The 14485-nt window shown below is 69.4% G+C and carries 15 protein-coding genes; 11 read left to right on the top strand and 4 right to left on the bottom strand.

Translation table 11 applies throughout. The annotated features are described in order from the left end of the window. Positions 1 to 103: 103 nt before the first annotated feature. On the bottom strand, positions 104 to 607 hold the full coding sequence (locus F4558_RS11730) for a MarR family winged helix-turn-helix transcriptional regulator (protein WP_082377662.1): 504 nt from the start codon (positions 605 to 607) through the stop codon (positions 104 to 106). A 96-nt stretch (positions 608 to 703) separates the two neighbouring features. Here F4558_RS11730 and F4558_RS11725 point away from each other — a divergent pair, with 96 nt between their 5' ends. From F4558_RS11725 to F4558_RS11695, 7 genes are all read left to right on the top strand, one after another. Further along, complete coding sequence (locus tag F4558_RS11725) at positions 704 to 1786, top strand: substrate-binding domain-containing protein (protein ID WP_053660032.1); 1083 nt, start codon at positions 704 to 706, stop codon at positions 1784 to 1786. Positions 1787 to 2291: 505 nt separating this feature from the next. Further along, on the top strand, positions 2292 to 3536 hold the full coding sequence (gene urtA / locus F4558_RS11720) for an urea ABC transporter substrate-binding protein (protein ID WP_082377684.1): 1245 nt from the start codon (positions 2292 to 2294) through the stop codon (positions 3534 to 3536). 75 nt (positions 3537 to 3611) lie between these two features. Beyond that, entirely contained in the window at positions 3612 to 4499 is an 888-nt protein-coding gene (urtB, locus tag F4558_RS11715; protein WP_053660036.1) for an urea ABC transporter permease subunit UrtB, read from the top strand. Beyond that, positions 4496 to 5683, top strand: a complete 1188-nt coding sequence (urtC, locus tag F4558_RS11710; RefSeq protein WP_167944030.1) for an urea ABC transporter permease subunit UrtC — start codon at positions 4496 to 4498, stop codon at positions 5681 to 5683. The genes urtB and urtC overlap by 4 nt, the downstream gene beginning before the upstream one ends. Next, on the top strand, positions 5680 to 6513 hold the full coding sequence (urtD, locus tag F4558_RS11705; protein WP_245241307.1) for an urea ABC transporter ATP-binding protein UrtD: 834 nt from the start codon (positions 5680 to 5682) through the stop codon (positions 6511 to 6513). Before urtC ends, urtD begins: the two co-directional genes overlap by 4 nt. Further along, the gene (gene urtE / locus F4558_RS11700; protein ID WP_053659644.1) at positions 6513 to 7205 is read left to right on the top strand and encodes an urea ABC transporter ATP-binding subunit UrtE; all 693 of its coding nucleotides are present in this window, start codon (positions 6513 to 6515) and stop codon (positions 7203 to 7205) included. The genes urtD and urtE overlap by 1 nt, the downstream gene beginning before the upstream one ends. A gap of 59 nt (positions 7206 to 7264) precedes the next feature. Beyond that, the gene (locus F4558_RS11695) at positions 7265 to 7750 is read left to right on the top strand and encodes a molybdenum cofactor biosysynthesis protein (RefSeq protein WP_053660040.1); all 486 of its coding nucleotides are present in this window, start codon (positions 7265 to 7267) and stop codon (positions 7748 to 7750) included. 21 nt (positions 7751 to 7771) lie between these two features. Here F4558_RS11695 and F4558_RS11690 read toward each other — a convergent pair whose 3' ends face one another. From F4558_RS11690 to F4558_RS11680, 3 genes are all read right to left on the bottom strand, one after another. Then, the gene (locus F4558_RS11690; protein WP_167944029.1) at positions 7772 to 8149 is read right to left on the bottom strand and encodes a nuclear transport factor 2 family protein; all 378 of its coding nucleotides are present in this window, start codon (positions 8147 to 8149) and stop codon (positions 7772 to 7774) included. A 138-nt stretch (positions 8150 to 8287) separates the two neighbouring features. Beyond that, positions 8288 to 8719 (bottom strand): ATP-binding protein, encoded by a 432-nt coding sequence (locus tag F4558_RS11685; protein WP_167944028.1) that lies wholly within the window; start codon positions 8717 to 8719, stop codon positions 8288 to 8290. 107 nt (positions 8720 to 8826) lie between these two features. Beyond that, positions 8827 to 9669, bottom strand: a complete 843-nt coding sequence (locus F4558_RS11680; protein ID WP_167944027.1) for a copper resistance CopC family protein — start codon at positions 9667 to 9669, stop codon at positions 8827 to 8829. Between the two features lie 99 nt (positions 9670 to 9768). Here F4558_RS11680 and F4558_RS11675 point away from each other — a divergent pair, with 99 nt between their 5' ends. The 4 genes from F4558_RS11675 to F4558_RS11660 all read left to right on the top strand — a co-directional run bounded on the left by F4558_RS11675 (position 9769) and on the right by F4558_RS11660 (position 14332). After that, a complete protein-coding gene (locus F4558_RS11675) occupies positions 9769 to 10236 on the top strand; it encodes a cupredoxin domain-containing protein (protein WP_167944026.1) in 468 nt (155 codons plus the stop codon). Positions 10237 to 10241: 5 nt separating this feature from the next. Continuing rightward, positions 10242 to 11630 carry a hypothetical protein gene (locus tag F4558_RS11670; protein ID WP_167944025.1) on the top strand — a complete coding sequence of 463 codons (1389 nt, stop codon included), beginning with the start codon at positions 10242 to 10244 and terminating at the stop codon, positions 11628 to 11630. A gap of 492 nt (positions 11631 to 12122) precedes the next feature. Continuing rightward, positions 12123 to 13892: a hypothetical protein gene (locus F4558_RS11665; RefSeq protein WP_167944024.1), complete on the top strand. Its 1770-nt coding sequence runs from the start codon at positions 12123 to 12125 to the stop codon at positions 13890 to 13892. Continuing rightward, entirely contained in the window at positions 13883 to 14332 is a 450-nt protein-coding gene (locus tag F4558_RS11660) for a hypothetical protein (RefSeq protein ID WP_157552919.1), read from the top strand. Before F4558_RS11665 ends, F4558_RS11660 begins: the two co-directional genes overlap by 10 nt. Positions 14333 to 14485: the final 153 nt, after the last annotated feature.

Genomic DNA, 14485 nt, shown 5'->3' with positions numbered 1-14485 from the left:
ATGTGGCGCAGACACCGGGCTCTGATGTGGGGCAGGCGTCCGGCGTTCGTGTGAGCGCGGGTATCCGCCGGTGTGGGTACAGGCATCCGGGCGGAGGCGGAGGTCAGCGGTGCAGGCCCGCTGCGGTCGCGCGGTCGTGGTTGTGGTCGCGGTTGTGGTTGTGGTCGTGGCGGGAGGCCGGGTCGAGACGGTCGACCAGGGTGGCGAGCTGGTCGGTCAGGTCGGCCAGGTCGGTGGCGTCCCGGAGGCCCACCTCGGCGAGGTTGGCCCGGATCTGCTGGTCGATGCGCTCGTGCTCGCGGCGGCCCCGGGCCGTCAGGTACGCGCGGATCCGCCGGCGGTCCAGCACGTCTACGCGGCGGAAGACGAGGTTACGGTCGACGAGTTGATCGACAAGCTTGGTGAGGGTGCCGGGCGGCAGGAACGCCTCGGCGGACACCTCGCTCATCGGGTGGCCCTGACCGTCGGCGAGCAGGCAGAGCACCCGCCACGCCTCGATGGTCAGCCCGTCTTCGGCCAGGACGGCGCCCAACCGGCGGGAGAGCAGCCGTTCGGCGCGAGTGAGCGAGCGCAGCAGGTCGGCTGGCGCCCCGGGCACGTCTGACATGGATCTCCCTGGTCCGGTGGCCCTGCCATGCTACCGAGTCGTCCCGGTCAGTGGTGAGGTCTGGTCTTCCGACCAGGGCCGGGCAATCATGTGCTCATGTCCGCGCCGGCAGCGCCGTGGCTCACCGTCGATTCGGCCGTGGTCAGCATCGCGCTGGTGTACCCGATGCGTGGGCCGGCGGGAATGTTCGGCCCGACCTGTGAACTCTGCGCCCAACTGGCGGTCGAGGAGATCAACAGGTGTGGCGGGGTGCTGGGCCGGGAGGTGCGGCTCGTTCCGGTCGACGGCGGCGCCCCGCCCGTCCAGGTGGCCGCCGAGGTCGAGGCGCTCGTGTCGGTCGGTGCCGTGCAGGGCGTGACCGGATGGCACATCTCGTCGGTGCGCCAGGCGCTGGCGCCCAGGGTCGCGCACCGGGTGCCGTACGTCTACACAGCCCTGTACGAGGGCGGTGAGCGTACCGAAGGGGTCTTCCTCACCAGTGAGACGCCGGACGCCCAACTGTGGCCGGCCATGCGGTTGCTCGCAGGGGAGCAGGGCGTACGCCGCTGGTTCGTGGTGGGCAACGACTACGTGTGGCCCCGGCGTACCGCGCGGGCGGCCCAGCGGTACGCGCTGCGAGGTGGTGGTCAGGTGGTGGGACTGGGTTTCCTGCCGCTGGAGACGCACGACTTCGACGAGGTGCTGCGCCGCATCGAGCACAGCGACGCCGACGCGGTGCTGATGCTTCTCGTCGGCGCCGACGCGGTTCGTTTCAACAGGGCGTTCGCCCGGTCCGGTCTGGACCAGCGCTGCCTGCGCCTGAGCACCCTCATGGACGAGAACATGCTGCTGGCCAGCGGTGCCGGTGCGACTCGGCGGCTATACAGCACGGCGGGCTTCTTCGCCGGCCTGGTGACCCAGGAGAACCTCGACTTCCACGGGGAGTTCGCCCGTCGGTTCGGGGTGGAGGCGCCGCCGCTGGGCAGCCTGGGAGAGTCCTGTTACGAGGGTGTGATGCTGCTGGCCGCCCTCATCGGACAGGCACGGACCCTCGACGTGCGGGCGATAGAGACGGCGGCCGACGACGTGGCGTACCACGGGCCGCGTGGGCGGCTGCGGCTGCGGCAACGGCACGTGCGGCAGCGGATCTACCTGGCCGAGGCAGACGGGCTCGACTTCACGGTGCTCGCCCAGCTCTGACCGGTGCAGCACCCGGTCGGCGACGATCGGCGCCTGACGATCGCACCAGCGCGGCGCCGGTGCTTGACAGCGGCACCCGGCACGGCCCTAAGATGCTTCCTGTGTGAAGGATCTGGCTTGCGGGCCGGACCCCACAAATGTGCGCCCACCGCCGGCGGAATCGCCCGCCGACCATTGTGGTCGCACTGATCCGCAGATTCCTTTGACGGGCCGACATCGCTATTCAGCGCGGTGGCGGTCCGTTTTCGCGTATCCGTCGAGCGGTGGCGCGGAAACAGTCAATTAAGGACTGGGAAACCTTGACGCAATGATGCCGGTCGACGCTTTCGGTGCCCATATCCGAGCCGATGCCCGGTCGACGTCCACCCGCCGCACCAGACATCGCCCGCCTCAGCTCCACGGACCGCACCGCACCGTCAGGCACGACATCGACGCAGCCACGACCGCCCGGTCGATGGCGCCGAACGTCCATTCGCCACTTCACGTGCACCGCAGGGGAGAATTGATGTCACTATTCCGGGGCCGCCGCATCCTGGCGGGTGCCATGACCCTGGTCGCCGCGGCCGCGATGACCGCGTGCGGCAGCAAGACCAGCGACGAGGGCGGCGCGGCCGGCGTCAGCGCTGACATCTCCGGCGACACCGTCAAGGTGGGCCTGCTCAACTCGCTGTCCGGGACCATGGCGATCAGCGAGGTCACCGTCCGCGACTCCATCATGCTCGCCGTCGAGGAGATCAACGCCGCCGGCGGCGTCCTCGGCAAGAAGATCCAGCCGGTCGGCGAGGACGGCGGATCGGACTGGCCCACCTTCGCTGAAAAGGCCGAGAAACTCATCTCCGAGGATCGCGTCGCCGCCGTCTTCGGCTGCTGGACGTCGGCCAGCCGCAAGGCGGTCAAACCGGTGTTCGAGAAGAACAAGGCGCTGCTGTTCTATCCGGTGCAGTACGAGGGACTGGAGCAGTCGCCGTACATCTTCTACACCGGTGCGACGACGAACCAGCAGATCGTTCCCGGCCTCGACTACCTCAAGGCGCAGGGCGTCAAATCGGTCTACCTGGTCGGCAGCGACTACGTCTTTCCGCGTACGGCAAACAAAATCATCAAGGCGTACGCGACGGCGAACGGGATGAACGTGCTGGGCGAGGATTACGCCCCGCTGGGTTCGACCGAGTTCGGCACGATCGTCAACAAGGTCAAGTCCTCCGGTGCCGCCGCCGTTTTCAACACCCTGAACGGCGACAGCAATGTGGCCTTCTTCAAGGAGTACAAGTCGGCAGGCCTGACCGCAGCCGCGATGCCGGTGGTGTCGGTGTCGATCGCCGAGGAGGAGGTCAAGGGCATCGGCACGCAGTATCTCGAAGGCCAGTTGACCGCCTGGAACTACTACCAGACCACGCCCGGCGCGGCGAACGCGAAGTTTGTGGCCGCGTACAAGGCGAAGTACGGCGCGGACAAGCCGACAAGCGACCCGATGGAGGCCGCGTACGTCGGGGTGTACCTGTGGAAGGCGATGGTCGAGAAGGCCGGCGCGTTCGACGTGGAGAAGGTTCGTGCTGCATCCGACGGGATCACCTTCGACGCGCCCGAAGGTCTGGTCACCGTCGACGGGGAGACGCAGCACATCGCGAAGACCGCCCGGATCGGCAAGGTCGGTGCCGACGGTCTGATCACCGAGGTGTGGAACTCCGGCAAGCCGATCGAGCCGGACCCGTACCTCAAGAGCTACCCGTGGGCGAGCGGCCTGAGCTGACGATGCCGGCCCGGGCGGGCCGTGTTGCCGCGCGGCCCGCCCAGGCCACCCGACAAGCAGTTCGGAGTACGCACCGTGACAGTCCTCTTCGGTCAACTCTTCACAGGCATCAGCATCGGCGCGGTGCTGCTGCTCATCGCGCTCGGTCTGGCGCTGACGTTCGGGCAGATGAACGTGATCAACATGGCGCACGGCGAGTTCATCATGGCCGGCGCCTACACCACGTACGTGCTGCAACAGAGCATCACCGGCGCCGGGATGTCGCTGCTCATCGCGTTGCCGGTGGCGTTCGTGGTGGCCGGCGCCATGGGTGTGCTGCTGGAGATTCTGCTGATCCGCAGGCTTTACGCCCGTCCGCTGGACACCCTGCTGGTCACCTGGGGCGTGTCGCTGATGCTGCAACAGTTGGCCCGTGACGTCTTCGGCAGCCCGAACGTGCAGACCCGCGCGCCGGAGCTGCTCACCGGCAACGTGGCGCTGCCCGGCGGCCTGACCGTCGCCAACAACCGCCTTTTCATCCTCGCCCTGGCCCTGGCCGCCGTCGCTGCGCTCACACTGGCGCTGCGGCTCACCCCGCTCGGCCGTCGGATCCGCGCCGTCGTGCAGAACCGCGACCTCGCCGCCGTCTCGGGCATCCCCACCGCCCGGGTCGACCGGACGACCTTCTTCATCGGCTCCGGCCTGGCCGGGCTCGCCGGTGTGGCGCTCACCCTGCTCGGCCCGATCGGCCCGACGATGGGCACCAACCTGATCATCGACGCCTTCCTGGTCGTCGTGGTCGGCGGGATCGGTCAGCTCAAGGGCACCGTGATCGTCGCCTTCGCCCTCGGCGTGCTCCAGGCCACGGGGGAGTACCTGACCACCCTCAGCGTCGCCAAGGTGATCGTGTTCGTGGCGATCGTCGCGTTCCTCCAGTGGCGACCACAGGGCCTGTTCACTTTGCGGACCAGGAGCCTCGCATGACCGCCGTGACACCCGCCCGACCGGACACCGCCGTGCAACCGGCACCCGCCGGCGCCGTACCGCCGAACCCGCCCGGCGGCCGGTCGCGGCTACGGGCGGTGGCGGGCTTCGCGTTCGGCGCGGCGCTGCTGTTCGCCGTGGCGCCGCTGGTGCTGTCGGACTTCCGGTTGTCGCTGCTCGCCAAGTACCTCTGTGTGGCAATGGTCGCGGTCGGCATCGGGATCGCCTGGGGCCGGGGCGGGATGCTCACCCTCGGTCAGGGCGTCTTCTTCGGTCTCGGCGGCTACGCGATGGCCATGCATCTCAAGCTCGCCGACGCGGGTCCCGGTGGGATGCCCGACTTCATGCAGCTGTACGGGCAGCTCGACGAACTGCCGGTGTGGTGGCGGCCCTTCGCCAGCCCGTGGTTCGCGCTGCCGGCCACGGTGCTGCTGCCCATGGCTGTCGCGTTCGGGCTCGGCTCGCTGGTGTTCCGCCGACGGGTGCGGGGCGCGTACTTCGCCATCCTCAGCCAGGCCCTCGCCGCCGCCATGGTGATCCTGCTGATCGGCCAGCAGGGCACCACAGGCGGCACCAACGGGCTCACCGACATCGAGGGCTTCTTCGGCTACGACCTTGACGATCCGGTCAACCAGCGGATGGTCTACTTCATCATCGCCGGTGTCCTGCTGGCGCTGCTCGCGCTGGCCCGTCAACTCATCCACAGCCGCTACGGCGAGCTGCTGGTGGCGGTCCGCGACGGCGAGGAACGGGTCCGTTTCCTCGGCTACGACCCGGCGTCGGTCAAGCTCGTCGCGTACGTGGTGGCCGCAGGCATGGCGGGGTTGGCCGGGGCGCTGTTCGTGCCGGCGGTCGGCATCATCTCGCCGGCGCTGATCGGCATCGTCCCGTCGATCGAGTTCGTCATCGGGGTCGCTGTGGGTGGCCGGGCCACCCTGCTCGGCCCGGTTCTCGGCGCGGTCGCTGTGGCCTGGGCGCGTACCGCCCTCTCCGAGCGGTTCCCCGGCACCTGGACGTACCTGCAGGGGTTGCTGTTCGTGGTGGTTGTCGCGTTCCTTCCCGGCGGCCTGGCGTCGCTGTGGGCGCTGGCCCGCCGCCGCGACGGCGGCGCGCTACCGGGCCGGCGCACGTGGTCGCCGCTGCGTCGACGGCGGGCGGAGCGGACGGAGGTGCCGGTGGCATGAGCGAACGCACCGAGCGCAGGGAGGGCCGTGAGCGCGTGCCCAGCCAGCACAGCATGAGCGGCGAACGGTTGGACGGGTTGTCCGTCCGTGACCTACGGGTCAGCTTCGACGGGTTCACGGCCGTCGACGGTGTGTCGCTGGAGGTGCCCGCCGGTGACATCCGGTTCCTCATCGGGCCCAACGGTGCCGGCAAGACCACCCTCGTGGACGCGGTCACCGGCCTGGTCCGGGCCACCGGCTCGGTCCGGTTCGGCGACCAGGAACTGCTCGGCCGCCCGGTGCACAAGATCAGCCGGCTGGGCATCGGACGGACCTTTCAGACCTCGACGGTCTTCGAGGAGCTGACGGTGGTGCAGAACCTCGACATCGCCGCTGGCGCCCGGCGTAGCTGGGCGACACTGGTCCGCCGCCGCCGGAGCATTCCCGACGAGGTGGCCGCCGCTCTGGAGACGATCGGGCTGGCCGGGCGGGCCGACCAGCTCGCCGGGACGCTCGCGCACGGCCAGAAGCAGTGGTTGGAGATCGGCATGCTGCTGGTGCAGGACGCGCGGCTGCTGCTGCTCGATGAGCCCGTCGCCGGGATGAGCCACGAGGAACGCGACGCCACCGGCGCCCTGCTGGAGACGGTGAGCCGCGACCGCACTGTCGTCGTGATCGAGCACGACATGGACTTCCTGCGTCGGTTCGCCCGCAGCGTCACAGTGCTGCACGCCGGTCGGGTGCTCAGCGAGGGCACTGTGGCGCAGGTCCAGGCGGACCCGCGCGTACAGGAGGTCTACCTCGGCCACCCGGTCGACGCCGGGTCGGCCACCAGCGGTCTGGAGGCATGATGCTGACCCTGCGTGGGGTGCACGCCGGATACGGGCGCAGTCGGGTGCTGCACGGAGTCGACCTGGCCGTCCCGCCGGACGGGGTGGCCGCGGTGCTCGGGCACAACGGCGCCGGAAAGAGCACGCTGCTGCGGGTCGCAGCAGGCCTGCTGCGTCCGAGCGCCGGCACTGTCGAGCTCGACGGCGAGGACGTGACCCGCCTCGGGCCGCACGAGCGGGTGGCGCGCGGGATGGCGTACGTCCCGCAGGGCCAGCAGTGTTTTCCGCACCTGACGGCGGCGGAGAACCTGCGCCTGGTCGCCGACGGCCGGCGCGACGGTCCGGTGGCCACGGCGGAGGTGCTGGACCTGTTCCCAGCGTTGCGTCCACTCCTGCGTCGACGGGCCGGGCTGCTCTCCGGCGGTCAACGCCAGCAACTGGCAATCGCCCGCGCGCTGATCACCCGGCCGCGGCTGTTGATGCTCGACGAGCCGACCGAGGGCATCCAGCCGTCGGTCGTCGCGGAGATCCAGGAACGGATCGTCGAGTTGACCCGGCAACCCGGTTTCAGCGTGCTCCTCGTCGAGCAGCACCTGGGTTTCGCGTTGCGGGTGGCGAGCCGCTACCACGTGCTGGAGTCCGGCCGGGTCACCTCGCGCGGCGACGGCGGCGCTTCGGCGGAACGGGAGGTCCGGGCCGCACTGGCGGTCTGAGATGGCGGGGAACACCGAGCCGACCCGGGACGCGAGGTCTGGTTCGTAGAATGCGGGCCATGTCGCGGATCGTGGAGTTGCTGGCCTCACCGGTGCACCGCTTTGTGGGCCGGCCCGCCGATGGCCCGGCCCCGGCGCCACGCGGCGAACTGGTCGACGTCGTCCAGATCCAGGCTGGCCTCGGCATCGTGGGCGACCGCTACTTCGGAAAGCCGGCGCACCGCGACGCCAGCGTGACGATCATCGCCCAGGAGTCCCTGCCCGCCGGCATCGGCCTGGCACAGGTGCGGCGCAACATCCTCACCACGGGGCTCGCTGTGGACGAGATGATCGGAAAGGTGCTCGTCCTCGACTCCGGCGACGGCCCGGTCAGCCTGCGGGTCAACGGCGCCGCCCGCCCGTGCGCGTGGATGGACGTCACTGTCGGCCCCGGGGCGTGGAAGGCGCTGCGCACCACGGGTGGCGTCCGCTGCACACCTCTAAACGACGGCGTGCTGCGCGTCGGGCCGACCGTCGCCACCGTCGAACGGGCGCTCGCGTCCTAGCCCTCACGTCCACCGGCCGGGTCAGACGATGCCGATGTGGGCGGCGAGGACGCGCCACCCGTGCGGGTCGTCGTGGACCCACGTCCGGGTGTAGCGCAGACGCGCCGCGAACGGCTCACCGTCGATCACCCCTGCCACCCGGCCGAGGAAGAACGTCACACCGGTCGCCCCGACGACCAGCAGATCCAACCTCTCCTCGACCAGCTCCTCGATGACCGAGGTGCGGTCCCGGTGTGTGGCCAGGTCCTCCGACTTGGTGTACTGGCGACCGTCGGGACCGACAGCGATCAGCTGGTCGACGAGCAGTTGATCGAGGGCGGCGACGTCGCCGGCCCGCTGCGCGGCCTGCAGTGTGCGCTCGGCGTCGAGCAGTTCCGCCTCGCGTTCGCTGTCCGGCATGCTGCCATCCCTCCGGGTCTGCGTCCCCCGGCGCCGCCGTCCGGGCTGACCGCATTGTGGCAGCCTGCGCGGCCCGTACGCGGACGGATCGCCGCCGAACCCGCACCCCCGGTCGTACCCGTGCCGCCCGCGGCCGGCTCAGATGCCCAGCCGGATCCGCACCACGGTGCCCTCGGGGTCGCTGAGCACGGCCACCTCGTCGCAGACCTGCTCGACGATGGCGAGCCCTCGGCCGCGTACCGCGTCGGCGGCGGGCATGCCCCGACCGAACACCCGCACCGGCCCCTGGTCGACAACGTCGCAGACCAGGTGGCCCTCCTCCGCCCAGAGCCGCACCCGGCCCCCGCCGGTGGTGTGCTGCAACGTGTTCGTGGCCAACTCGCTCACCGCGAGCGTCAGCAGTTCCACCCGCTGCGGCGACAGCCCTCGCGCCAGCGCCTCGGCGTGCACGAACGTGCGCAACGCCCGCAGGTCGGTCGCCATCTCGTACGTCATGCTGTCGACGATCGGGGGAGCGGACTGCTCGGCCACGGTGCGGGTCTCCCGCCGGTCGGCCTCGAAGCGCGCCATGAGACAGCAGCACCTTCCTCGTCGCGAGAGCTGTTGTCGGCACATCATGTCATCCGGCGGTCGGCGGCTCGCTTCGTCCGTTCGGCGACGGTACGGGAGGCGGGTGTTCAGCCCTGCGGGCGGCCGCGGCGGGCCGGCTTGCGGCTCCCACCCGGGCGCTGTCGGGGCGCGTTGCCGGACCGCGACGGCGTGCGCTTCGTCGCCGCGCGCGGGCGGGCTGCGCCCTGTCGTGGTGAGGCCGGCTTGCGGCGGGCCGCCACGACGATGATCGCGCCGACGGCCACCACGACAGCGGCGGGCACCAGCCAGGGCGCGAGCCCGCCGTCCGGCTCGGACGCCTCCGGCTGCGCCGCCGGGGTGACAGCGGCGGCGGTCGCGGCCGGCACGGCGGACGCCGACGAATGACCTTCGACCTGTGCGAGCAGGGCGGGGGACGGTTCGTCGGTGGGGGGCGTCCAGCCGGCCGGTGCCGCCGTGCTCGGGCCCTGGTAGTCGAACGTCACTGCGCCCCGCACCGCCTCGCCGTCCGAGGCGACCGAGAGGTAACTGGCGGTGTACCTACCCTTCGCCGGCCAGTGCGCGACAGCCACCATGGCCGGGAAACCCGTGTGGTAGAGCCGTGGTTCGAAGACACCGTTGACCATGAAGTACTCCTGGACGGGCTTGTCCAGGCGCTTCGGCTCGCCGTTCGACCAGCCGTTGTCCACTCGGGTGCCGTTCGGGCCGGTGACGGTGAAGTGCGCGTTGTCGGCGGGCTTTTCGGTGAAGTACAAGCCGAGCTGGGCGAGCGGCTCCCGGACCACGGTGCCGGTCAACGGGGTGGAGGTGGCCAACTGACCGTGGGCGGACGCCGCGGAGGCGGGCCACAGCAGCGTCACCACAAGCATCGCGACCAGCGCCGCCGTGGCACGGCCCAGGACGTGACAGAAAGTGGCAGACCTCGATCGCATTCGTTCATCATGTCATTTCCCCGGTGCCGAACAAGACGTAGAGTTCACCTCCCCGACGATCATCTCCACCCCGTCCCCCGCGTCGTTCGGAGTCCGCCCGTGTTCGTTCGCGCCCCCGGTTCCCGCCTTCCCGCCCTCCTCGCCACCGGCCTGCTCACCACGCTGCTCGTCACGGGTTGCGGGCAGGACGACGACCCGTCCGTGGCCGCACCGTCGGCGGCACCGACGTCCGCCGCCGCACCGACCACCACCCCGACGGCGACGAACAGCCCCACTCCCAGCGCCAGCCCCAGCACACCAGCTGTCGACCGGGAGATCACCGTGACCATCGCCAAGCGGCGGGTCAACCCGCCGACCGGCCGGGTCACGGTGGGCAAGGGCGAGTCGATCCGGATCACCGTCACCTCGGACGTCGATGACGAGCTGCACGTGCACGGGTACGACCTGGGTGCCCGACTGCCGGCCGGCGTTGCAGGCTCGGTGGAGTTCCGCGCCGACAAGACAGGCCTGTTCGAGGTGGAGACGCACGACAGCGAGCTGGTGCTGTTCCAGCTCGTCGTGCGCTGAGCGGGATGAGCGGCGCTCCGTCGCTGCTGGCGCACGGCGTCGGCGGCCGTCAGGACCTGCCCATCACGCTGGGACAGCTCGTCGTCGCCGCGGCCCTGACCCTTGTCGTCACGTTCGTCGCGCTCGGCGTGCTCTGGCGCGAGCCCCGCCTGGACCGGGACGCGATCGGCGGCCGGCCGGTGCCGGGGTGGCTGGCCCGCCTCGTCGACGCCCCCGCGTTCCGGGCGGTGCTGCGCGGGCTGGGGCTGCTCGCCGCCGCCTGGTTCTGCGTGGGCCTGCTCGCCGGGCCGGACACCGCCGACAACCCGACGGCCGGTGCGCTCTACGTGCTGCTCTGGGTCGGGCTGGTGCCCGTCTCGTTGCTGATCGGCCCGGTCTGGCGTGCTGTCAACCCGTTGCGTACGGTCCACCTGCTCGTCGCGCTTGCCGTGCGGCGGGACCCCGAGCGTGGCATCCGCCAACTGCCGCCCGGCCTGGGCCTGTGGCCCGCCGCCGGCACCCTGCTCGGCTTCGTCTGGCTGGAACTGGTCGCCCCGGACCGGGCCACACTGCCGGTCATCGGCGCGTGGCTCGCCGGGTACGCCGTGCTCATGCTCGCCGGAGCGGCACTGTTCGGCGCGGGTTGGTTCGACCGGGCCGACCCGTTCGAGGTCTACAGCGCGCTTGTCGGCCGGCTCGCCCCGATCGGTCGGGCCGCCGACGGCGTGCTGGTGTGGCGCAATCCGCTGGACGGCATCGCCGGGCTTCGGCCCCGCCCCGGGCTGGTCGCCGTGGTTATCGTGCTGCTCGGCTCGACAATGTTCGACAGTCTCTCCAACGCCCCGGCCTGGCTGCGCTTCTCCCAGGAGAACGGCCTGCCCCCGGCGGTCACCGGCACCGCCGGGCTGGCCGTGGTCATCGGTGTCGTCGCCGTCGCGTACCTCGCCGCCGTGACCGCCGCCGCCCGCATCGGCCGGACCGGACAACCCGGTGACACGGTCCCGACCGACGGTCCGGCCTTTGCCGAGGGCGCGGGGTCGGTCCGGCGGGCGCCGGGGGAGATCGCCCACTCGATCGTGCCGATCGCTGTGGGTTACGTGGTGGCGCACTACTACTCGCTGCTGATCCTCGAAGGCCAGCGCACCGTCGCGCTGCTCTCCGACCCTCTGGACACCGGCGCGAACTGGCTGGGCACCGCGGGCTGGCAGCCGCACACCGGGCTTGTCACACCGTCCGGAGTGGCAAGTCTCCAGATCACCGTCATCATCCTCGGGCACCTGCTCGGGACGCTGCTCGCCCACGACCGCGCCCTGTACCTGTTTCCCCGGGCACGCGCGGTGGCGGGCCAACTCCCGCTGCTGGCGCTGATGGTCGCCTACACCGTCGCCGGCCTGCTGCTGCTCTACGCCGGCTAGGACCGGCCTTTCTGGGCGCGCCTTGATCGGCGTGATCCGCCGATTCTGGGTTGAGAATGGCGAGGTTTTGTGCCTTGTGGCTGAACGACGAGCGGCTGTCGCGCAAGTACGACCAGTGGCGACGTTGGTGCAACACTAGGTTTGATCAATTCACCTAACAGGGTCAACCGTGCCCGATCATGCCAAGGCCACCGAGCGGATGAGCTGCGTATGTCAGCCCGAATGGATGAGGTGGGCAAGCATTGGCATAACGATGCCATAACGGCAGCCGTCGATCGATGTTGGGCAACCGCAGATGGTGGTGCTCCACTATCGGTGGTTGACGTGCAGAATTGATTTGTAGAGCGGAATTGTTTCCCCAGCGGTCCGTCGCCATGTGGGGTCGACAGGTGCGCAGCCCTGTAGCAAAGTGTATTTCCCTGAGTACGCTTCGCTGTTGGCGGGTGGAGGGCGTGGTCCGTGCAGGAGCGACGTAGCACCCGAAAGACGTTGATGAACCTCGGCATCTTCATCGTGGCTCTACCTCTCGTGATGCTGGCAGGCAGCACGGGCTGGCTCCGGTACCGGTTTGAGGCGCGCGGGGGCTGGGTCGGCCAGCATGGAGACCTACTCGAAGCGGTCGCGCGTATTGTCTTCTTCCTCCTTGCGGCCGGCGTCGGAATATTGATCTTCAGGCGGCTGCGTGATCGGTTGAACCATGAGACCGTTGACCCTGAGCCGCCCGTCCAGCCAGATGTCGCGTGGCTACAGAGCCTGCAGAGTTCGGCGGCCAGCCGGATCACCGAGGATGACCGCAAGGCGATCGCGATGTTTGTGGAGTTGGTCGTCGACCCGGCCCGACGCCGTTCCCGTCTGACCGAGACCATCGATCTCGACGAACGAGCCGTGGTGCAGCAGGTCTCGATATCCTTCTCCCTGCCCGACGCCGACGATGGCGGCCGAATGCTGTACGTACCGGTCCTGCAACCGCTCAAGGGCGAGTTGGTGGACAACTTCCACCTTCGGTCCGCGCGAGGGGAATCGTTAACCACGATGTCGTACGAGGAATCCGTCCGGCTGGCGTCGGCCGGATTGCGGCTGCTGGTCGAGATGTCCGCCGGTCAGCAGCCCACTCCTGAGCACCGCATGCTCGAGGAGGTGGAACGCGCAGCGGAGCTTGCACTCCTGCAAATCGTGGCCACTCGCGGACCGATGAACAGCCAGATCGTCGATCGACGGATGGACGTCATCCTAGAGAAGATCAAATTCCGTGACGATGAGAGCCGGCAGCGGGTCCGGAAGTACGTCGCCGCGCTCAGTTCGTCGTACCCCATCGTCGCCGTCATCCCTACAGCCGACCTGTCCAGCGGCCGCCTCCTGCTCAAGTATGAGCGCACCTTCATCCCATCCTCGCTCGTGAGGGGGTGGGGGGGATTGCTCCGCCTCGGCCTTGGCCTCAAGCCCGATCAGGTGGCGGTCCCGGTGGAGTTGGCGCTTACCGCCGACAGTTACCACCTGAGGGTCAACGCACCGTCCAACAAGTACGTGCTCAAACAGTTCCTTCAGTGCCGCCACTGCCGTACGTTAGCGACACGGCGGTGGCGCGGTAGGCGTCCACACGGCCAGCAGGATGAGCACGACAAGAAGGGCCTCTGCGCGCACGAAACTGGTCCGACCGCCGAGGTGGACCACCACTTCCGGGTGCGTCGGAGGCGCGGGCAAAGCTTTGTCCATGTATATATGCGTGGTTATGCCCAGGAGTCACCGAAGATGCGGGACCTTCAGTTGATCGCCCGGTTCAAGGAGGTGCCGCCTGGTGCCAGAGGCCGCGCAGTGGTCACCGCAGTGGCGACGACGCTGCTCATCGCGGTTGCCGGGAACCTGATCACCAGCCCGCAGGGAGCTCAGGTGGGCGGTCTGCCGGCTCTGATGCTCGCGCTGCCCGCGGTTGCCGCGGGTTGGTTCGGGATGGCGTCGGACAACAACGCCCTCGTCGGAGGCTCAATGCTCGCACGCCTGTCCCTTATCGTCAGCGGTGCAGTCTCGGTGGTCGCGGTCATTCTTTACCTAGGCTCTCCGCCGCCGGCTTTGCCAGCCCCGCAGGGGAGCACCCTCGAACACCTCACGTTCGTTGGAATCACCGACTGGCGGTGGGTTGTGCTCTGCGTGATCTCAGCCCTGAACCTGACCTACGTCTCCTACCGCTTCACGCTGAAGCTCGTTCACTACAACGACCTGCTCAAGCGGGAAGACCTTGGCGCGGGGGAGTTCGCGTGGAGATGACGAAGAGAATTGGAGGAGCATTGGCACCATCGGACGAGCACGAGCCGCAGCCGGCGCAGCCTGAGCAGCGGTACGTGGTGGAGGACGCACTCTGGGTCGTGCCGTCCAGCAACTACGTCGATCCCTCACCCCCGTTGGAAACGAGCATCTTCGACGACCCGAATCGACTCGGCAACGCCTGGCTGCTCACCGTGTCAACTCTGAAGGCCGAGGCCCGGGAGTCGAAGGAGAAAAAGCGGCAGATCGAAGAGAAGGCGCGCGCACTGATCGAGGAGGCCGACCGGGCGGTCGTGCCGCCGAACGACCATCAGGCAGACAGATCGACCGAGGTCAGTCAGCCAATCACCAAGGCCAAGGGCGAGGGCCCCGATGGTCTGTTCGACCGACTCGACCGGCTCGCCCAGGCTGCCACCAAAAGGCTCACCCTCCGGCACGGGTGACGCCGGCCGTTGGAGTGGCCCGCTCCGAAGACCCATCAGGGCGCAGCCGAGGTCCCCGACCGGCACCGGCGCCGACGGCGGTTGTTTGACCTGGGCGAACAACGTCGGCTGGCTGGCCTTGACCAACACGTACCGGTGCCCGCCGGCAGCCGC

Origin of the sequence: Micromonospora profundi, assembly GCF_011927785.1 — a bacterium.
GTDB lineage: Bacteria > Actinomycetota > Actinomycetes > Mycobacteriales > Micromonosporaceae > Micromonospora > Micromonospora profundi.
This window is presented reverse-complemented; position numbering and strand designations above follow the sequence as displayed.